General features: G+C 38.2%; 18 protein-coding genes. 12 read left to right on the top strand and 6 right to left on the bottom strand.

The features are described from left to right. The first annotated feature begins 91 nt into the window (after positions 1-91). The 3 genes from QNI15_RS18495 to QNI15_RS18505 all read left to right on the top strand — a co-directional run bounded on the left by QNI15_RS18495 (position 92) and on the right by QNI15_RS18505 (position 3,569). On the top strand, positions 92-949 hold the full coding sequence (locus QNI15_RS18495; protein ID WP_313982925.1) for a 2OG-Fe(II) oxygenase: 858 nt from the start codon (positions 92-94) through the stop codon (positions 947-949). 85 nt (positions 950-1,034) lie between these two features. Next, on the top strand, positions 1,035-2,705 hold the full coding sequence (locus QNI15_RS18500) for an ArnT family glycosyltransferase (RefSeq protein ID WP_314032939.1): 1,671 nt from the start codon (positions 1,035-1,037) through the stop codon (positions 2,703-2,705). 117 nt (positions 2,706-2,822) lie between these two features. Continuing rightward, positions 2,823-3,569, top strand: coding sequence for an endonuclease III domain-containing protein (locus tag QNI15_RS18505; protein ID WP_314032942.1), 747 nt, complete (start codon positions 2,823-2,825; stop codon positions 3,567-3,569). Between the two features lie 51 nt (positions 3,570-3,620). Here the strand turns inward: QNI15_RS18505 and QNI15_RS18510 are convergent, their stop codons facing one another. Further along, positions 3,621-4,361, bottom strand: a complete 741-nt coding sequence (locus QNI15_RS18510; RefSeq protein WP_313982931.1) for a glycosyltransferase family 2 protein — start codon at positions 4,359-4,361, stop codon at positions 3,621-3,623. A 184-nt stretch (positions 4,362-4,545) separates the two neighbouring features. Here QNI15_RS18510 and QNI15_RS18515 point away from each other — a divergent pair, with 184 nt between their 5' ends. Next, positions 4,546-5,664, top strand: a complete 1,119-nt coding sequence (locus QNI15_RS18515; protein ID WP_314032944.1) for a TerC family protein — start codon at positions 4,546-4,548, stop codon at positions 5,662-5,664. A 51-nt stretch (positions 5,665-5,715) separates the two neighbouring features. On the opposite strand, the gene gldC is transcribed toward QNI15_RS18515, so the two are convergent. Beyond that, the gene (gene gldC, locus QNI15_RS18520; RefSeq protein ID WP_313982934.1) at positions 5,716-6,060 is read right to left on the bottom strand and encodes a gliding motility protein GldC; all 345 of its coding nucleotides are present in this window, start codon (positions 6,058-6,060) and stop codon (positions 5,716-5,718) included. 169 nt (positions 6,061-6,229) lie between these two features. Between gldC and QNI15_RS18525 the strand changes: the two genes are divergently transcribed. Next, the gene (locus QNI15_RS18525; RefSeq protein WP_314032946.1) at positions 6,230-7,162 is read left to right on the top strand and encodes a DUF2167 domain-containing protein; all 933 of its coding nucleotides are present in this window, start codon (positions 6,230-6,232) and stop codon (positions 7,160-7,162) included. A 23-nt stretch (positions 7,163-7,185) separates the two neighbouring features. On the opposite strand, the gene QNI15_RS18530 is transcribed toward QNI15_RS18525, so the two are convergent. The 4 genes from QNI15_RS18530 to QNI15_RS18545 form a co-directional block, all read right to left on the bottom strand. Then, positions 7,186-8,151, bottom strand: a complete 966-nt coding sequence (locus QNI15_RS18530) for a methylenetetrahydrofolate reductase (RefSeq protein WP_314032948.1) — start codon at positions 8,149-8,151, stop codon at positions 7,186-7,188. Positions 8,152-8,292: 141 nt separating this feature from the next. Continuing rightward, the gene (locus QNI15_RS18535; protein WP_314032950.1) at positions 8,293-8,952 is read right to left on the bottom strand and encodes a 3-oxoacid CoA-transferase subunit B; all 660 of its coding nucleotides are present in this window, start codon (positions 8,950-8,952) and stop codon (positions 8,293-8,295) included. 26 nt (positions 8,953-8,978) lie between these two features. Further along, positions 8,979-9,674, bottom strand: a complete 696-nt coding sequence (locus tag QNI15_RS18540) for a CoA transferase subunit A (RefSeq protein WP_314032951.1) — start codon at positions 9,672-9,674, stop codon at positions 8,979-8,981. A 300-nt stretch (positions 9,675-9,974) separates the two neighbouring features. Then, entirely contained in the window at positions 9,975-11,006 is a 1,032-nt protein-coding gene (locus tag QNI15_RS18545; RefSeq protein WP_313997454.1) for a vWA domain-containing protein, read from the bottom strand. Positions 11,007-11,194: 188 nt separating this feature from the next. Here QNI15_RS18545 and QNI15_RS18550 point away from each other — a divergent pair, with 188 nt between their 5' ends. From QNI15_RS18550 to QNI15_RS18580, 7 genes are all read left to right on the top strand, one after another. Further along, positions 11,195-11,866: a heme exporter protein CcmB gene (locus QNI15_RS18550; RefSeq protein WP_313982945.1), complete on the top strand. Its 672-nt coding sequence runs from the start codon at positions 11,195-11,197 to the stop codon at positions 11,864-11,866. A 54-nt stretch (positions 11,867-11,920) separates the two neighbouring features. Further along, the gene (locus QNI15_RS18555; protein ID WP_314032952.1) at positions 11,921-12,952 is read left to right on the top strand and encodes a hypothetical protein; all 1,032 of its coding nucleotides are present in this window, start codon (positions 11,921-11,923) and stop codon (positions 12,950-12,952) included. Between the two features lie 289 nt (positions 12,953-13,241). Then, entirely contained in the window at positions 13,242-13,937 is a 696-nt protein-coding gene (ccsA, locus tag QNI15_RS18560) for a cytochrome c biogenesis protein CcsA (RefSeq protein WP_313982947.1), read from the top strand. 50 nt (positions 13,938-13,987) lie between these two features. Beyond that, entirely contained in the window at positions 13,988-14,212 is a 225-nt protein-coding gene (locus QNI15_RS18565) for a CcmD family protein (RefSeq protein WP_313997458.1), read from the top strand. A 43-nt stretch (positions 14,213-14,255) separates the two neighbouring features. Continuing rightward, positions 14,256-14,696, top strand: a complete 441-nt coding sequence (locus QNI15_RS18570; RefSeq protein WP_313997460.1) for a cytochrome c maturation protein CcmE domain-containing protein — start codon at positions 14,256-14,258, stop codon at positions 14,694-14,696. 74 nt (positions 14,697-14,770) lie between these two features. After that, on the top strand, positions 14,771-17,296 hold the full coding sequence (ccsA, locus tag QNI15_RS18575; RefSeq protein ID WP_314032954.1) for a cytochrome c biogenesis protein CcsA: 2,526 nt from the start codon (positions 14,771-14,773) through the stop codon (positions 17,294-17,296). Between the two features lie 384 nt (positions 17,297-17,680). Beyond that, entirely contained in the window at positions 17,681-20,488 is a 2,808-nt protein-coding gene (locus QNI15_RS18580) for a TonB-dependent receptor domain-containing protein (protein WP_314032955.1), read from the top strand. Positions 20,489-20,491 lie beyond the last annotated feature (3 nt).

Genomic DNA, 20,491 nt, shown 5'->3' on the forward strand with positions numbered 1-20,491 from the left:
TCCGCAATAGGTCAAAATAGTTTGGATGCTCATTAATCTGACAAATTACATTACTTTTGTGTGTGTCTTACTAAACAAACTATACTAATCCGTGAATACTCCCGTAACTGCTCAAAAATCTATATTTAACTATGAACGCTGGAAAACTTCTTTGCCTGAAGACCAGCGTCGCTATCAGCAGGCATCCCCTTATCCCCATATCTTTTTAGACAACTTTCTGGAAGAATGGGCTGCTGACGAAGCATTATCCGAATTTCCTGCTGTGAAAGATGCAGGTTGGATACATTATGTCCATGTAAATGAGAAAAAACATGGATTGAACAAAATGGACATGCTTCCTCCATTTGTTCGTTCTGTTATTCAAGAGCTCAACTCTCCTCAGTTTGTTGAATATATAAGCAAACTGACAGGCATTCCTAACCTATTGCCTGATGACATGTTGGAAGGAGGAGGATTGCATCAATCCGGACGGAATGGCTTCCTGAACGTACATGCTGACTTTACAGTGCATCCACATAAGCGTAACTGGCGCAGACGTGTCAATGTACTGGTATACCTTAACAAAGACTGGAAACCAGAATACAGGGGAGATCTGGAATTATGGGATCGTCAGATGAAAGGAGTAGTTCAAAAGATTTCACCTATTTTTAATCGTTGTGTTGTCTTTAATACAGATGAAGACTCTTATCATGGTCTGCCTGATCCGATCTTATGTCCGGAAGATATGACCCGCAAATCTATTGCATTGTATTATTTTACAGAAGAGTCTGTAACACCAAAGTTACGTTCTACCAACTATCAGGCTCGTCCACAGGATGGCGCTAAATCCATTCTGATCTGGCTGGATAAAAAGCTGGTTGCTACATATACAACGGTAAAGCGTACATTTGGAATTGATGACGCCTTTGTGAGCAAAGTATTAAACTTCTTTAGTGGAAAGAAAAAATAAATGAGTGCTAATTAGGGTGTTATGGAAGGGTGAATATACCTTTTTTAACACCCTAATTATTTTAACTGCTAACCTCTTACATCACTTGAATAAACAACTTTTGTATTCAGTCCTGATCGCGCTGGTGGCAGGATTGTTCTTTCTTCCATTCTTGGGTGGAGTCCGTCTGTTTGACTGGGATGAGATCAACTTTGCCGAAATATCCCGTGAGATGATTGTATTAAATGATTATTTACGGGTACACGTAGATTTTTTACCATTCTGGGAAAAACCTCCTTTTTTCTTCTGGTTACAATCGGCTGCCATGCACCTTTTTGGTATCGGAGAGTATGCAGCCCGGTTTCCCAATGCTATCTGTGGTATGATAACGCTGGTATTATTATTCAGAATTGGAGCAAAGCTATACGATGTGCGGTTTGGTCTATTATGGGCAGGAGCATATATTGGGTCAGTATTGCCGCACCTCTATTTCAAATCAGGTATTATAGACCCCTGGTTCAATCTGTTTATATTTCTGGGTTTATTGGGTATTATTCTTTTTTACTGGAAAAAAGATCAGTTTGTTGGTATTCTACTATTCCGGAATAAATACAGCTATCTGTTATTCGGAGGTTTTTTGCTTGGAGTAGGAGTCATTACCAAAGGCCCTGTTGCGTACCTGATTGTTTGCCTTACCTTATTTGTGTACTGGCTTATTAACCGATTTTACTTTTTCATTAACGCCTGGCATTTCTTGTTGTTTAGTTTCATGACCTGTGTCATGACTCTGGCATGGTATGGGTTAGAGACATGGCAACATGGCCCCTGGTTCATTAATGAATTCATGAAATATAATTACCGTCTTTTCAGTACCCCTGACGCCGGACATGCAGGATTCCCTGGTTACCATTTTGCTGTATTACTGGTAGGATGTTTCCCCGCTTCTATCTTTGCGCTTAGAGCTTTCCGTAATACTCCTCAGCAATTTAACTATCAGCGTGATTTTAAACGTTGGATGATCATTCTATTCTGGGTAGTACTGATTCTATTTACAATAGTGAAATCCAAGATCGTGCACTATTCATCCATGTGCTACTTTCCGATGACCTACCTGACTGCACTAACCATTTATCAGATGTGGGAAGGTAAAATTCGTTTCAATGGATGGATGCGTTTTGGACTAATTGCAGTGGGGTCGTTATATTGTATTGCAACTATTGCCCTGCCATTTTTAGGACGACGTATTGATTTAGTAAGACCTTTTGTCGAAAAAGATCCTTTTGCCTTAGCTAACCTGGATGCCAATATCAATTGGTCATTGTGGTGCATCATTCCTGGCATAATACTTCTTATTGCTATTGTAACAGGTATTCGTTTTCTGAATCGGAACCAGCCTGAAGAAACTATGAAAGGGGCTATTGCCTTCTTTGCTGGTACAGCAGTATTCGTATTGGCAACTCTTATAGCATATATTGGTCGTATCGAAGGGATCTCTCAGGATGCTGCTATGCGCTTTTATGAAGCACAACAGGGAAAAGATGCGTATGTCGTAACACATAAATTCCGGAGTTATGGCCGATATTTTTATCCTAGAGAACCAAACCATGCCAATCCCAAACGTCATGATATGGATTGGTTATATTATGGGGATATCGATAAAGATGTTTATGTAGTAGCCAAAATCACTTCCGAAGCAGAAACAGATACAATACATACATTGAAGAAAATAGGAGAGGAAAACGGATTTCTGTTTTATAAACGCGAAAAGAAGAAGTAAAATATCCTGTCATAAATATCATCCTGAAAGCCTTCCTATAGTAGGAAGGCTTTTTGTTTTTAGAAGTATGTGTTGTACAGGAATGATTTTTTATTTGTTTGTTACAAAAGGACAGCTATGACAAGGATTGAAAATAGAGATAATCTGCTGACTGATCCTATGACAGTAGAGCAGAAACTATGGGAAGCCCATTTACGCCTGCAAACGTTGTATGGTGAACAGGAATTGATTAGCAGGCGAGAGCCTATGCGAGAATTAATCTCAACAGTACTATCACATAGAACTACGCATGCCAATGAAGAAGAAGCTTATTGGCGTATGTTTGAAAAGTTTGGAACGTGGGAAGGAATTCGTGATGCACCTTACGAAGAATTGGTGAAAGCACTTTCTCCTGCTCAGTTTCCTGAGCCAAAAGCAGCCTACATACAAAAGATCTTAACTCAGATCTTTAAGGAAAGGGGAGAGGCAAATATTGATTTTTTGAAAGAAATGTCGTTGGAGGAAGGACTTACATGGCTGTATTCATTGCCAGGAGTAGGTTTAAAAACAGCAGCCCTGGTATTATTGTTCAACTTTCATAAACCAGTATTACCTGTAGACACCCATGTGCATAGGGTTACCCAACGTTTAGGGGTAATTGGATCAAAGGTTACTCCTGATAAGGCCCATCCTGTATTACTGTCTTTGTTACCCAAAGAACCCAAAGTATTATTTAATTTTCACAAACACTTTTACTGGCATGGACAGCGTGTTTGCAAATGGGCTGAACCTAAGTGTAGCCAATGTCCGTTGCCCAGTATTTGCAACTGGTATCAGGAGCACAGAGCTACTAATAAATCAGAAAAGATACCTGTTGATAATTAACAGACCAATAGCAGGTAAAGGTAATTCATTTACCTGCTATTGATACAACTATTATTTCAGCAGTTTCCATTTCATCAAACCTATCTTGGTCAGAAAATAAAACAGGGAAACTTTGAGTACACCTAATCCATAAGTAACACTGCGTGAAAAGTTTATGGACGAAGCTTCTTCAAAGTATTTAGTGGGACAGGTAACTTCTCCAATCTCATAACCTTTGTAGAAAATCTGTGCAATCATTTCATTATCAAAAATGAAGTCATCAGAGTTAGGGGTTAAATCAATACTCCGTAAGACTTCGCCAGAGAATGCTCTATATCCTGTATGATACTCAGATAGCTTCTGATTCATTAAGATATTTTGAGAAAGAGTCAGGAAGCGGTTTGCTATGTACTTATACATAGGCATACCACCTTTAAGAGCTCCCTTACCCAAAATACGGGAACCAAAAACTACCGGATATAATTCGTTCCCAATAATGGATACCATAGCTGTAATTAGCTTGGGAGTATACTGATAGTCTGGATGCAACATTACAACAATGTCAGCATTAAGACTTAATGCAGTAGCATAGCAGGTTTTCTGATTGCCACCATATCCTTTATTTTGTTCATGTCGGATTATGGTTTTAATTCCCAGCTTTTTTCCAACTTCTAAAGTATTGTCGGGACTGGCATCGTCTACCAATACAACTTCATCTACAATATCAAACGGTATTTCGCGATAAGTTTGTTCTAATGTAAGAGCGGCATTATATGCCGGTAATACAATAACTACTTTTTTATTATTATACATGGCTGCAAAATTAGAGAATACAATCTTGTTCGCCAATAGTTTGAGCAGGCATGTGTTTTTATTTTATGTATTGATTGGGATTTATATTAGATATGAGGTAGATTTCGGCTAAAAATGATTAAAAGAAACCTATCGAAATGCAGTTTTTACTATTTTTACTAATCCGACAACTATTTTTTTCTGCATGATTTCAAACGAAGTTACCTTCTTTTTACTTTTTAATGCATTCATTATTGGGATGCTTTTGTTGGATCTGGGCGTTTTCAGCAGGAAAAGTCATATCGTCAGCTTTAAGGAAGCTGGTGCCTGGAGTGCTGTGTGGGTAATGTTTGCACTAGCTTTTTATGTGTTTCTGAACAATTATGGCTATCTGATCCATGACATAGATACCAATGCTAAACTTGTTTCTATAAAAGAAAAGTATTCAGAACATGTAAAGTTTTCTACTACAGACTTTGAACTGAATAAGCGGCTGTACATGGATAATATGTCTCTTGAATTTATCACGGGATATTTGATGGAGTATGCATTGTCTGTGGACAATATTTTTGTTATGTTATTGATATTTAGTTCCTTCAATGTAAAGGAGATTTACTACAAGAAAGTGCTTTTCTGGGGGATTTTGGGCGCTATTGTGATGCGCTTCACCTTTATCTTTTTAGGAAGTAGCCTGATTCAGAAAGCAGACTGGGTTTTATATGTGTTTGGAGGCTTTCTGGTATTTACCGGAATCCGGATGTTTATCAACCGTAATGAAGATGAGCAGATTGAGCCACACAATCATCCGGTCGTCAAATTTGCTTCAAAATACTTCTCAGTCACACCAAATTTTGTTGGAAATCACTTTTTTGTAAGAAAAGACCATAAGCTAATGCTTACTCCATTATTTTTGGTTGTACTCATAATCGAATTTACAGACCTGATTTTTGCCGTAGACTCTGTACCTGCTGTTTTTTCTATTACCAAAGACCCCTATATCGTTTATTTCTCCAATATATTTGCTATCATGGGATTGCGGTCTATGTTTTTCTTTCTGACCAATATCATGCACCTGTTTCATTACCTGAAGGTAGGGTTGTCATTTCTGATGTTGTATATAGGAGGCAAGATGCTGGCACATCACTATCTGGAGGAGATTGGGTTCAAGACGCAATATTCACTCTACATTATTTTAGCTATTCTGGTAATTAGCATTGGCGCATCTTTGTTATTTCCTCAGAAGAAAGACGAAATCAAAGACAAAGAAGAACCTCCACAAAACTCTCCGGAGACAAAAGACGAATCCTGGATGGAAAATTATTAATAGATGGAATAAAGAAAAACTGCCTGGCAATTACTTTTGCCAGGCAGTTTTTTATTGCCCTTGTTCTTCTGCTTCCTTCTTCAATAGTTCTGTTAAATAATGACACAAGTCATTCATTGCATCTGACATTTTCTCATCTCCGGTAGCTCTGAGCATTGTATCACTTAGTGTCCCAATAATATCAATACAGAATTGTTTCATATCCTGAACAGGCATCTCCTTTGTCCAAAGGTCTACTTTCATTGTACCTTTGTGATACATATCCCATATCGCAATAGAAACCGCTCTGGTTTCGTCAATACCTTCATTAGGGTTATCAGTAGCATGCCAGTGAATTTTTTCCGGAACACTGTCATTGTCCAATACTACATCAAAATGTATTTCTGATTTTTTCACAGGTATAAGGTTAAGGTTTTTGTCTAAACGCTATTGAAATCGCTCAGGTTCATTTGACCAGCTGAACTACAAAAATAGTCTAAATATTTTAAATGATCAGTAATGTTTACTTTCTGTCCGGTATGTGAATAAATGGGAAATTTTCACTGTCTTAAAAATTTATATTTTCATGAGGAAAAACTATTACACATTATTGGGAGGAGTTTTATTACTTTTTGTTTCATTGGTAAGTAAGGCTACAGACGTTGATTCTACTGCTATATACAAGGCTAAAATTGACTCAATTGAGCATTCACTTAAATATCAGCATGGTAAAATAAAACTGGAAGGTGGAATTGGTGAGTTAATTATTCCTGCAGGTTTTAAATACCTGGATCCTAAACAGGCAGAATATGTCCTGACAGAACTATGGGGAAATCCCAAACAAGCTACTTTAGGTTTGATTGTACCTGAAGATCAGGGTGTTCTGGGCGAAAAAACATGGGCATTCGACATTCAGTATGATGAAATGGGATATGTGAAAGATGATGATGCTGATGACATTAATTACGAGAAATTGTTAGAAGAAATGCAGAATGATGCCGTTGAGGCAAATAAAGAACGTGAAGAACAAGGATACGAGCCGATTAAACTTGTAGGATGGGCTAACAAACCTTTTTACGATGAAAATCGAAAAATCCTGCATTGGGCCAAGGAACTCAAATTTGGTGATGAAGAAGTAAATACACTTAACTATAATGTTCGTATTCTCGGACGTAAAGGGGTATTGATACTAAATGCAATTGGTTCTATGCAGGAATTGCCTGTCATCAATAAGAATATAGACAAAGTGTTGAACATTGTTCAGTTTTCAGATGGATATAAGTACTCTGACTTTAATCCAGATGTGGATGAAGTGGCCGCTTATACTGTTGGTGGATTAGTAGCAGGAAAAGTTTTGGCAAAGGTAGGTATACTAGCCTTTGTTGGTAAGTTTTTTAAAATAATTGCAGTAGCAGTTATTGGTGGGGTGTCTGCTTTGTGGAAATGGCTTACAGGTCGAAGGAAAGATGATACAGAGTTAGCGACTGCAACAGACGAAACGCCAACCAGCGAGGCATAAAAAAAGGGCATTTTGCCCTTTTTTTATGCTCTTGTATCTGTGACCAGAGAGTTTGTTGATATTCTGGCTCCGCTGGTTGTCAATATTTTGTCTACTTCTTTTACCAGATATAAGGAAGCTTCAATTTCGTCTTTACGTATAGAAACACTTTCAACATTAAATCCGAAAGGAATGCCTTTGTCCTTGCAGAATGCTACCAGTTCGTTGGCGATATGTAACGATAATTCTACTGAACGTTGAAGAATATTCTGGCAGTTAGCCAATTCGTTTTTTAGCCAGATAGGCATATGAATGCCTAACCATTCCATAAAATCAATTGTTTTTATGGAACCGCATGTGGTTAATGTAAAAATAATGGTAGGTATTGGACGTTGATGAGACTGACAATAAAAATATAAGTCAGATAATACATTTTTTGTGTACTCTACATTGTATACACACTGAGAAATAAAGAATGAACAACCTGCTTCCATCTTCTGAACTATTTTCAAATGTTCACTTCGACCACTCTGATGTCGTTCAGAGATGGTAACACCTCCTAATAGAGCATTCTGATTGTGTGTATTCCATATATCATAAGCTTCTGACAGTCTAAGTTGAGTTACCTGATCTCTGGATGGAGCCCCTACAAAAACAGTTGCACAGGGTTGTTGCTGAATATCCTGTACCCAGGTTGATAAGTCTTCCTCTGAAAGTTTGCCTACAGACCGATAAATTATTTTGGGAATAGCAAGTTCATGCAAATAAGAGGTTGTATAATTATAAGCATCGATAGTTGGCAAAAACGGAAAAGGTCGTTCCTGTGAATTACGATTCGACTCATCCTGCAAATCATAGATGACCATACCATCGATAGGCAGGCTTTGTATATGTGCAATTCGTTTTTGTGAAATCTCCAGTGTCTTTTCTGAAGTGTTTTGTGCTTTGGGAGGAGTGATCCCATAAAGCAAAATACCTGATTGCTTATTTTTTACCTTATCAAAAAACATGAGTGGATTACATTGAATGCGACCCGCAAGATACTGTTTTTTGTAAAGGAATGTATAGATGAATAGGCATAAAATCCTTGCAGCAGCAGATTATTTCATAAAAGAGTATAAAAGGTTTATTTAAGAATACTTGTCTACTGATTAGACTATTTCCATTTCAGGAATTTCTCCTTCTATGATTAACTTTCCAGCAGTGGCATTTCGAATTTCATCGACAGATATACCAGGGGCACGTTCCAGAAGTTTAAATCCACCTTGTGGTACTATATCCAGTACGGCTAGCTCTGTTACAATTTTTTTGACACAACGTAATCCTGTGATGGGAAGAGTACATTGAGGCAATAGCTTAGATTCACCAGCCTTGTTGATATGTTGCATAGCTACAATGATATTTTGTGCAGAGGCAACAAGGTCCATCGCTCCACCCATACCTTTAACCATCTTACCGGGAATTTTCCAGTTGGCAATATCTCCATTTTCTGAAACTTCCATTGCACCCAGTATGGTAAGATCAATATGTTCTCCCCGAATCATGGCAAAACTGGCTGCCGAATCAAATAACGCAGAGCCCGGGAGTGTAGTAACAGTTTGTTTCCCTGCATTGATCAAGTCCGGATCTACCTCATTTTCATAAGGGAATGGCCCCATTCCCAATAACCCATTTTCGGATTGTAATACTACATCAATAGAGGAAGGAATATAATTGGCTACCAGGGTTGGAATACCAATACCCAGATTTACATACATACCATTTCGAACTTCTTGTGCAATTCGTTTGGCAATTCCATTTTTATCAAGCATACATAATTTGTTTCGGATACGGAAGATTAGTTGCGAACAGTACGTTGTTCAATGCGTTTTTCATAGTTAGATCCTTGAAAAATACGCTTTACATAAATACCTGGAGTATGTATCTGGTTTGGGTCCAGTTGACCCGCTGGAACCAGTTCTTCTACTTCTGCAATGGTAATCTTGCCTGCTGTTGCCATCATTGGGTTAAAGTTACGGGCTGTGCCTTTGTAAATCAGATTGCCTGCCGTATCTCCTTTCCATGCCTTTACAATGGAGAAGTCGGCGCGTAACCAGCGTTCCATCAGATATAATTTTCCATCAAACTCTCTCGTTTCTTTGCCTTGTGCTACTTCTGTACCTACGCCAGCCGGAGTGAAAAATGCAGGGATACCTGCACCACCTGCTCGAATACGTTCTGCTAAGGTTCCTTGAGGAAGGAGCTCTACTTCAAGTTCACCGGAAAGCAACTGACGTTCAAATTCTGCATTCTCACCAACATAAGATGAAATCATTTTTTTTACCTGCTTTTGTTTAAGCATCAGTCCAATCCCGAAATCGTCTACACCTGCATTGTTGGAAATACACGTCAGATTTCTGACTTCTTTTCGTAGCAGTGCTGCAATACAGTTCTCCGGAATGCCACACAATCCAAAACCACCAAGCATAAGTATCGCACCATCAAAAACATCAGCAATGGCAGCATCTGCGTTGGTAACAACTTTATTAATCATAGCAACAAGAAAAATAATGATACTGACAATATAGAATTTTTGTCGGTACGAAGAGAAATTAAAGAAGAAATATTTAAAAACTCAGATGAAATATAAATAAATGATGTGGAATGTATATAAGAGTATCAGCATACTGATAGTAGAAGAGAATAATCAGATCTTTGATAAAATGACAACAGTATCAGAGTTCTGATTCTATCAATAGATGATCGGTGGTCTGGTTGAAATTTGGTTTGGGAAGAAAATAACTTGATAGATATGAGGATTAGAAATCTATCAGAAGCCTGATCGTAAGTGAAGTTAATCTTCCAGAATGTTATTCATAAAGGTACACTTGGTTGCTATCCAAGCTACTAAACACACCAGAGCCCAACGAAGATATATCTGATAAAAGTCTTCTGTGTCTTTGTAACGTGCTTCTGTAATAGGAGCTTTTTCATAGGCATCGATCTGCTTAAAAATACTTTGTAAAGCAGCTGCATTGGAAGCGCGATAAAACCGTCCATCTCCGATTCGCGATATTTCACGCATGATGGTTTCATCAACCGTATTATTTTGCTGGATAATTTTGCCGTCTGAGTTAACAGCCTGTACCATTCCTTCACGTCCAACCAGAATGGTGTATAGTTTGATCTGATTTACTTTGGCTAGTCTGGCAGCTGTAAGAGGATCTATATTGCCAGCTGCACTTTCACCGTCACTGATGATAATAGCAACTTTTGATTTGGAGTTGGATTCCCGCATTCGGTTAATAGTGACCGCGATTGCAGTACCCAAGGCTGTTTCGGGATTCTGAATCATATTTTGATTGATATCTCCAAGCAAGTGATTCAGTAAGTCATAGTCTGTTGTTAAAGGAGCTAGTGAATAGGCATCGCCTGCAAATACTACCACACCGATCCGGTCCTGAAAACGATTATTGACAAAGTTTTTAGCTAGCTTCTTCGCTACTTCCAGTCTGTTGGGTTGAAAGTCAAGAGCCAGCATGGAACGGGACACATCCATAACCAGCATAATATCTATGCCCATGGAAGAGAGTTCAACACGCTGATTGATACGTTGAGGACGAGCTAATGCGATAATTATCAGTGCAACGACCAGTGAAACCAGAAGATCTGGTATAAATCGTAACAGACTTGTCAATGACCAGTAAAATCGTTTGCCGGGCATTGTAAGTGCCAGTTTCTGTCGAAAGCGAACAAATAATAGCCACCGTACTGTAAATAAAAATGGGATAAGTAGTAGTCCATACAAAAAGAGTTTCTGACCCCATGTAAAACTACGTAGCGTATCGGGTGAAAACCAGGAAAGGGAGTACCATTCAGGTGTCAATTTGCAAATAAGTTAATTCTGTTGTCAGAGTGTTAACAGCTATCCCTATTATTCACTCACAAAATGTATCTTTGCCCAAAGTTACGCCAGTATTTAGAAAAAAATAAGTTTTTCGTTTCTCGTTTTGCTTTGGTCTGTTAATACTATATATAGAGAACTATGCCAGAAAGAGAAATTTCTATCCAACCATGATTGTAATTAGGGAAATTGCTTATCTGATTCGTAAAGAAGTGCTGCTGGAATGGCGGCAAAAGTATGCATTGAATGGCATGCTCTTATATATTGTTAGTACCGTTCTGATCTGTTATCTGAGTTTCAGCTCCCGTAATGAAGGTATCAGTCCTCCTACCTGGAACGCTTTGTTCTGGATTATTTTATTATTTACTGCTGTCAGTGCTGTAGCAAAGAGTTTTATGCAAGAACGTGCCGGACGACTACTTTATTATTATACGTTGGCTAGTCCCCAGGCTATCATTCTTTCCAAAATTATATACAATACGTTGCTAATGAGTTTGATTGCTTTGATCGGATATTTTGTCTATGCTATGATGTTAGGCAATCCGGTTGATGACAAGCCCTTATTTATATTTACTATTCTGTTGGGTAGTTTCGGATTTGCCTCAACACTTACTATGGTATCGGGTATTGCTTCTAAAGCTGGAAATAATAGTGTACTGATGGCTATTCTGAGCTTTCCTATTATTCTACCTATGCTACTGATGCTCATCAAGGTTTCCCGCAATGCAATGGATGGCTTGGATCGATCAGTAATCATGGATGAGTTAAACACATTACTGGCACTCAACGCTATTGTAGTAGCTTTGTCCTATATGTTGTTTCCCTATTTGTGGAAGAGTTGATTCTTTTTATTTCTCTCATTTCTTATTCCCTCTTTAGTCCAGATTTTTTCCAGAATGGAACGTTCATTAATTGAGTCAATTCGCAAAAGAACACACCTTTATATTGGTGACACTTTATTTCGGGGATTCAGGAACATTCTCGAATCAATTTTAAGTGACTTAATGATTACTAATGTTAATGAACGAAAAATAACCATTGAGTTCCGTAAACAGGATTGGATCAGGCTTTTACTACCTGTAGTAGATGTAGATATTATTTTTGATAGACCCGAAGATATGGTTTATATCCCACATGAGAAAATGGGAATAGTCTACCTGGTTGCGTTAAGTGAAAAGTTCAGTGGAATTATCTGGAGCCTGTCAGGCGGTAAAAGACTAGGTGCCAGGAATGGAATTTATAGTTTTGTGAATATTTCAGGCAATACAGATACACCTTATACTATTATCAATTTTAAGATTGACAGAACGATTTTCAAAAAGCTGGATTTGAACTATGAGTTTATAAATCAGCGGTTACGAGAATACGCGTTTTTAAATCCTTCCTCTCAGATTACAAGTACAGATCTTCGAAATGATCAACCACAACATAATCTATATACATATCCCAGAGGAGTAGCGCATGAGCTGGATTTTAGAGTTGCCACCTGTATAGATGATGTTGAAAATGGTATTCGTTTGGATCTGCAGACCAGTATAGGAAAGTATTTCTACCAGATTAGCTTTGTTATAGATGGCTGGCTTGAAGTTCCCTACATTGCCACTTATGCCAATGAGGCAAATTTAATACGGGGCGGTTCTTTAGAAAGTGGTATCCTGGCCGGTATACAGGCAGTTATCAAGGAAATTGCTGAAAGAAAGGGAAAGAAAATTAAAATTACCCCAAATGAGCTAAAAAAGAAACTGATTTTGATTGCAGGTGTTAGAGGAGAGGAATTGATGTTTGCTGGGAGTGCAAAATGGGAATTAGATATGCCAGCAATGCAAAAGGAAGTCAAAAAATATGTCTATCAGGAATTTCTGAAATATGTTGAGGCTAATCCAGACGCAATGTCAGTTTTATTGGAGCGATTGGCCTTCGGTTTCTAAAATAAATCTTTAGTTGAGCTCGTTTCTTTTAAAGGAAGTTACTAATCTGCCAAGGTAAAAATACTTACACTTCCACTTATCATCTCCAGAATATCAGCTGAACTCGACTATTTTACGCTTCAGATAGCAAAAAATGATTTCTGTCATTTCAGATTTTGAATTATTTGGCGTTTCGCATTTATTTTGGTTGTACCTTTGCGGTCAACTTATTTGTGTAACAACAGAGTTTACCAGATATTGTTCTGACTGGTGCTTCTGATAGTTGTTCCTTTCTCTGAGATACTCTTTTATGATAGCATTATTTTATAAATCGTGGTGGAAAGTTCTGACAGTTATTCTGTTGCTTTACACCATTTTAGGTGGCTTCTTAATGCCTGTTCCCAAACTGCCTATCTTGCATGAAACCATCCGCAATATGAACTTTCATGTGGCATTGTGGTTTGCTATGATGATCATCCTTACTTTTTCTGTTGTATACTCCATCCGCTATTTGCGCAACCCTACCCCTCAAAATGATGACTTTGCTGTTGAAACAGCCAATGTTGGGATAGTGATTGGTATGTTGGGAATTACTACAGGGAGTATCTGGGCCCGTTTTACATGGGGTGACTGGTGGGTACAAGATCCTAAACTGAACGGTGCCGCTGTAGCTATGCTGATTTATTTAGCGTATCTGATTTTGCGGGGATCATTACCTGACCAGCAGCAACGTGCCAGAATCAGTGCGATCTATAATATCTTTGCTTATGGAATGTTGATTCCTTTACTATATATCCTTCCAAGATTAAAAGGAGTAGACTCCTTGCATCCGGGACAAGGAGGAAATCCAGGGTTCAGTGCCTATGATCTGGACAATAATTTAAGGAAGGTATTTTATCCGGCCGTTTTCGGATGGACTTTGTTAGGATTGTGGATTGCTTCACTACGTATTCGGATTCGTATGGTAGAGCATACCCTATCAGAAAAAATGGCTGTTAATGGATAGTTTTTTCAAAGAAAATAGTTTTAGAAATAGAGTTAATACTAGATCATACGATGTGTAAGAAATTAATAGTTGCATTGGTTGCTATACTGGCATCCACTAATTTATGGGCTCAGAATGCGGGAGGTGATATAGAAATGGCTGATGCCATGCGTGCAAATGGAATGATTTATGTGGTAGTAGCTGTTGCTGCCGTAGTTATGATAGGACTGCTTGCTTTTGTATTTGCTACAGATCGTAAAATCTCCAGAGTAGAAAAAGAATTAAAAGAAAAATAAGGTCTCACTTTAGTATTATATAAAACACCTTGCCTGTTTTCCCATGAAAATTACTCATATTATTGGCATTATTGTTATCGTGGTGGCAATCGCTGTGATTGTGTCAACCACAAAGGATGTAAGTACCTATGTTACCTTCAAAGAGGCTGCTGACATGGCTGCCAGTGGTAAATCTACTAAAGTACATGTGGTGGGATCGCTGAAAAAAGATGCTACCGGCAATATTCTGGAAATGAGTTATCAGCCAGAAATCGATCCTAATCACTTTACTTTCAAATTAATCGACAGAGATAACAAAGAAACAATCGTTGTATATGACAATCCCAAACCACAGGACTTTGAACGATCTGAGCAGGTAGTAGTGATTGGACATATGCAGAACAATGAGTTTATTGCAGAGAAAATTCTGATGAAATGTCCTTCCAAGTATCAGGAAACAGAAATCAAAGGAACAGAGAAGGCTGGTTCGCAGGCAAGTTTATAAACTAATTATTGCATTGGATTCTGGTAATATGTATTAATAACAGACCTCCGGAATCCAAAATCTGAAACTATATTATGATTCACGAAGGTATAGGTAACTTTGGGCATTTTGCCGTTATTCTGTCTTTTATCTCTTCTCTGATTGCGGCATATGGGTATTATCAAATGAGCCGCAAAGAAGATATTCTGGAAGTAAACCAGTGGCGCAGATTTTCTCGCGCCGTTTTTTTTACTCACTTTACCGCCGTAATGGCTGTAGTTGCTATATTATTCTTTATCATCATTAACCACTACTTTGAATACTATTACGCCTATGACCACTCTTCTTTGAGCATGCCTACCAAATATATTCTGGCTTGTTTCTGGGAAGGGCAGGAGGGAAGTTTTCTTCTATGGATATTCTGGCATGTATTGCTGGGACTGGTATTTATCTTTGCGAATCGTCAATGGGAGGCACCTGCTATGACTGTATTCATGCTGGTCCAGGCATTCCTGGCTTCTATGATTCTGGGTGTGGTAATACCGGGTCTAAATATAAAGATTGGATCTTCTCCGTTTATCCTGTTGCGGGATGCTATGAGTGATGCCCCTATCTTTAAAACTCAACCTAACTTTATCCCTGAAGATGGAAGCGGATTGAATGCCCTATTGCAGAATTATTGGATGGTAATTCACCCACCTACTTTATTCCTGGGGTATGCAGCCACATTAGTACCTTTCGCTTTTGCTATTGCTGGACTATGGTATAGAAAATACACGGAGTGGATTAAACCTGCTATGCCCTGGACCTTGTTTGCCGTATTTATTCTAGGAACTGGAATTATCATGGGAGGTGTATGGGCATACGAAACACTAAACTTTGGTGGATACTGGAACTGGGACCCTGTAGAGAATGGTGTATATATTCCCTGGCTGACATTAGTAGGTGGTTTGCATACAATGTTGTTAGCTCGCAAAAATGGAACAGCGCTGAAAGCTTCGTTAATATTGGTTGTTTCTACTTTTATTCTGGTTCTCTATGCTACCTTTATCACGCGTAGTGGTATTCTGGGCAATGCTTCAGTACACTCCTTCACCGATCTTGGATTATCAGGCCAGTTACTGATTTATTTGCTGGTATTTACATTCATTGCTATTGTTCTGATGATCCGGGAATGGAAACGTATTCCTTCTGCCGATGCCGAACTGGCTGTATATACCCGTGAGTTCTGGATCTTTATGGGAATTACAGTACTGGGATTGGCTGCATTTCAGGTATTAGTCCCTACTTCTATTCCTGTCTGGAATAAAATTGTAGAATTATTTGGAGCTGTTTCTAATGTAGCTCCTCCTGCTGATCAGATTGAGTTTTATACACAGTTTCAACTTTGGTTCTTTATTGTAATTGCTATTCTTTCCGCTATTGGACAGTTTTTCTGGTGGAAGCGGTATGAGTCAGCTAAGTCGTTGAACTGGTTGGTCATGCCATTATTAATTGCTTTGTTATTAGCTGCATTAATTGCCAGTGTGGCCAAAGTTGCTGAGTGGCAATATATTATCTTGTTATATGCAGCATCTTTCTCTCTTATTGTTAATGGTCGTATTTTATGGATGATCATCCGGAATGGATATAAGCTGTCTGGTGGAGCCATATCTCACATGGGTGTTGCTCTGATGTTGATTGGAATCCTGTTTTCATCCGGTTATTCAAAAGTAGTTTCACTAAATATGACTGGGTTGATGTATTCTCGTGGGGAAGATTTTACAAAAGACGATAATAAAGAAAACAAAGAGAATACACTGCTTTGGATCAACGAACCTACCCGTATGGATAAATATATCGTGACCTATAAGGGTAAGCGGGCTGAAGTAAAAGGCGTTCCCGGGTATGTAGATCCTAAGTTGTTGGGATCTGCGGATGTTCCTTTCAGAGCTGTGGCAACAAATTCTATTGAGAAAGAAGGAAAAGTATATTATCAGAAAGGAGATACAGTACGTGTGTATCCGGAAAATACATATTATGAAGTAGAATACCGCGATGAAGATGGCCGAGTATTTACTTTGTATCCGCGGGTTCAGAAAAATGGAGAAATGGGTGGATACGCTATATCCCCGGATATTCAGAAAGAACCCCGCCGTGATCTGTATACATTCGTAAACTATGATCCAGGTATGGCAGGAGAAAAGAAAGAATGGAGTAAACCGGAAGAGTTTACAGCACACAAAGGCGATACATTATATTTGAATGATTATGTAGCTGTATTGGACGATGTGACACGTGTAACAGATGTACCAGGTATTATGCTAACTTCCTCCGATGCAGCTGTAAAAGCCAACATTCGCATTTTGGGTAAAACACAGGAATACATTGCACAACCAACCTTTGTGATTAAAGATCGGATGGTTGGACAAATGTCTGAGACAATAAATGACCTGGGTCTGCGTGTTTCTTTCCTAAATGTAAATCCTGCTACAGGAGAGTTTACATTTGGCGTAAGTCGTACACAGAAAGATTTTATTATTCTAAAAGCAATCGAAAAACCCTATATAAATATTCTTTGGATTGGATCTATTGTAATGCTGATAGGGTTTGTGATCTCTATCTTCCGATGGAAACGATAAGAGGTTAATTTACTTCTTTTACCCCTATGACTTAGCGGGTGGAATCTTTTTGGATTTCACCCGCTAATTTTTTTACAGGAGTTTGCAACTTTTCTCTTTTTTCTGCATCTGAATAGTAATTGTATTTCTGATATGTTACTTGAGTAGTTTGAGTATACAAACTATTTTTTTGAAAATATCAGTTTTTTAGTAATTGACTACTGATTATTAGCATTTCAGCATGGTTTTTGAGAGGTTTATTTCTCTCACCTATTTTTATTTTTCTGTAGTCTGTCTTTATGCTTATAAATAAATGTATCTGTAGAATATTTTTTTTCAATACTATACTATATAACTAAAAAACTAGTTATATATTTGTTTATCCACTTTCACCATCCCTGTTGTATGCAAAAAACACTACTTACGTTGTGTCTGGGATTGCTTTGCCTGTTGGTTCAGGCTCAAACCCCTACACGAGTGACTATTAAAGGAATTATTCATGATACTGCCGGAGCTGTATTACCTGCTGCAACGGTCATGTTATTACAACCCAAAGATTCTGCTCTGGTAAATTTTTCCCGCTCAGACGAAAAAGGATCTTTTGAATTCAAGAATGTTAAGAATGCCCCATATATTCTAAAAATATCCTATGTTGGCTACTTGCCTTACCAGCAAACTATTTCTGTCTCTGCTACAGAGGTAAATGATCTGGGAAGTCTAAAAGTCAAACCTATTGCTAAAGAGCTAATCGAAGTGGTTATCAAGGCTGCGCGTGCCCCACTAAGCATCAAAGGAGACACTATTGAATACAATGCAGCTTCATTTCGTGTTCCTCCGGGTTCGACAGTGGAAGACCTTCTGCGTCGACTACCTGGAATTGAAGTTGATGGCGATGGAAACATCAAAGCTCAAGGAAAAGATATTAAACGGGTGACAGTAGATGGAAAAACTTTCTTTGGAGATGATCCTAAAGCTGCTACTAAAAACCTGGGAGCTGAAACTTTATCAAAGATTCAGGTATACAATGACAAATCAGAACAGTCTAAGTTAACAGGAGTAGATGATGGCAAACGCGAAAAGGTAATGAACCTGGAACTGAAAGATGAATTTAAAAAAGGGTCTTTTGGAAAGATTACGTTAGCGGGAGGAACTAAAGAACGTTGGGCTGCTCGTGGTAATTACAACCGCTTTAATAAAAAAGAGCAGTTTTCTGTCATTGGATATGGAAATAATATTAACGAAACGGGTGTAAACTGGGAAGACTACGGAGAGTTTAAAGGAAATAACTCCTTTAATAATTACGACAATGGTGACTTTGGATTTGGTGGAGGTATAACATACTACTTCTCTGATGGAGGAGGAATTCTGAATAATTTCGATGGACGAGGTTTTACTAAAAATGCCGGAGCAGGAGTTAATTATAACTATACACACCAGAAAACAAAGTTTAGCTCCAGCTACTTCTATAACCAAACCCGGTTAAACCTGGACCAGTTTACAAATAACCAAACGTTATTAGATTCCTTATCATCTTTTCTTACGACAGATACTACTAGAAAAGTTGATTTTCGGGGAAATCACAGTATTGGAATGCGTATAGAGCAAATGCTGGATTCAAGTAATACTCTTATTGCCAAAAGCAATCTGAGATTTAGTAACTCTGATGTCACAGACCAACAACAACAACGGCGTTATCCTACAGAAGGACAAGGACTGGCAAACGCTGTACAAATAAATAATGGAACAACACTCAATTCATTTACATTAACCAGTGCTGTTATCTATCGCCATCGTTTTAAAAAGAAAGGGCGTAGTTTTGCCTGGAGTGGTGGCTTTAATGCCAGTTCATCTAATGGAAACGAAAATCTAAATTCACTTACCCGTTATCTTACTGCTTTAGATCCCAATGATCAGATCAGAGCACTTGGACAACTCAATGATAATAACAACAAGCAGAGTCAGCTAAAGACAAGTGCTTTATTTTTAGAACCTTTGAGTAAGAAGTTTTACTGGGAGACATTCTATAACTTTAGTTCTGACTTCAGAGAGGTAAGTAAAGATGCTTTTAATCGTTTGCAGAATGATGCCCGTATGGATAGTTTGAGTGCCTATTATACCAATCAGATTTATTACAATCGACTGGGTACCAGTCTGCGATATTCATACTCTGGCATAAATATATCTTTGGGTATGGCTGGATTACGATACGATTTGGAAGGAAAGTTTGCTAACAGTGCTTCGGATGAGAATCGTAGTCAGATCAAACGCAATTTTACAGCCTGGACACCAAATGTGGGAGTTGATATTGAAATGAAGAATAATATGTATTTCAGTACAGGTTATTCACTAAATGTACAGGCTCCCCAGCTGAATGATCTCCAGCCAGTAGTAAATAACAATAATCCCTATTACATTATTACTGGTAATCCAGATCTTTCTCCTGAAAAAAGTCATCAGGTGAACGCCTTCTTCTATAAATTTGACCCTTCTACTTTTACCAATGTTAATCTGTCAGTAAATTATAGTTATTATATGAGTCGTGTAGTGTACAACCAAACTATTAATGACTCTCTGGTGACATTTACACGTCCTGAGAATATTTCGGGAGGTAGTAGCTTTGGTACATCAGTATATGCTGGAAAGCCAATTATCAAAACCAAACTAACCCTTAATCTGAGTGCCGGATATAATAGAAGTGCCACTCCTCTATTTATCAATGGCATTCGTAATGAGACTAATAACAATAGTTACAATGGGCGGCTTGGTTTTACTGTGACTCCAAATGAAAAGCTATTGATGACATTGAGTGGCAATCTTAACTTCAACACAATTAATTATTCTATTGAAGAACGTCAGAATCAGGAGATTTGGAGAAAAGGAGCAGATGTTTCTTTGAAATGGAATTTTGCCAAGAAGTTTTTTCTTGAAAGTAATCTAAACTATACTTCCTATCAGAATGATCGGTTTAACTTCAATCAGGATATTCCTATTTTCAATGCATCCATACGCCGCCTTTTCCTAAAGGATAACAAAGTAGAAATGCGACTGGCTGCCTTTGATATATTGAATAAACGAAGAAGTATTACACAAAATGGCTCACAGAATATTATTACTCAGCAAACTGCATTGACATTAGCCCGCTACTTTATGTTAAGCATCTCCTATAACGTACGTGGTTATTCTGATAAAGTGAAAAGCAATGGTGGCTGGTAATAG

The sequence above is a fragment of the Xanthocytophaga flava genome, assembly GCF_030068545.1.
GTDB lineage: Bacteria > Bacteroidota > Bacteroidia > Cytophagales > 172606-1 > Xanthocytophaga > Xanthocytophaga flava.

Excerpts from the sequence above, each read along its gene's own strand:
- QNI15_RS18505 (WP_314032942.1), top strand. The coding sequence starts at position 2,823 with ATGACAAGGATTGAAAATAGAGATAATCTGCTGACTGATCCTATGACA.
- QNI15_RS18510 (WP_313982931.1), bottom strand. The coding sequence starts at position 4,361 with ATGTATAATAATAAAAAAGTAGTTATTGTATTACCGGCATATAATGCC.
- QNI15_RS18515 (WP_314032944.1), top strand. The coding sequence starts at position 4,546 with ATGATTTCAAACGAAGTTACCTTCTTTTTACTTTTTAATGCATTCATT.
- QNI15_RS18525 (WP_314032946.1), top strand. The coding sequence starts at position 6,230 with ATGAGGAAAAACTATTACACATTATTGGGAGGAGTTTTATTACTTTTT.
- QNI15_RS18530 (WP_314032948.1), bottom strand. The coding sequence starts at position 8,151 with ATGTTTTTTGATAAGGTAAAAAATAAGCAATCAGGTATTTTGCTTTAT.
- QNI15_RS18535 (WP_314032950.1), bottom strand. The coding sequence starts at position 8,952 with ATGCTTGATAAAAATGGAATTGCCAAACGAATTGCACAAGAAGTTCGA.
- QNI15_RS18540 (WP_314032951.1), bottom strand. The coding sequence starts at position 9,674 with ATGATTAATAAAGTTGTTACCAACGCAGATGCTGCCATTGCTGATGTT.
- QNI15_RS18550 (WP_313982945.1), top strand. The coding sequence starts at position 11,195 with ATGATTGTAATTAGGGAAATTGCTTATCTGATTCGTAAAGAAGTGCTG.
- QNI15_RS18555 (WP_314032952.1), top strand. The coding sequence starts at position 11,921 with ATGGAACGTTCATTAATTGAGTCAATTCGCAAAAGAACACACCTTTAT.
- ccsA (WP_313982947.1), top strand. The coding sequence starts at position 13,242 with ATGATAGCATTATTTTATAAATCGTGGTGGAAAGTTCTGACAGTTATT.
- QNI15_RS18565 (WP_313997458.1), top strand. The coding sequence starts at position 13,988 with ATGTGTAAGAAATTAATAGTTGCATTGGTTGCTATACTGGCATCCACT.
- QNI15_RS18570 (WP_313997460.1), top strand. The coding sequence starts at position 14,256 with ATGAAAATTACTCATATTATTGGCATTATTGTTATCGTGGTGGCAATC.
- ccsA (WP_314032954.1), top strand. The coding sequence starts at position 14,771 with ATGATTCACGAAGGTATAGGTAACTTTGGGCATTTTGCCGTTATTCTG.
- QNI15_RS18580 (WP_314032955.1), top strand. The coding sequence starts at position 17,681 with ATGCAAAAAACACTACTTACGTTGTGTCTGGGATTGCTTTGCCTGTTG.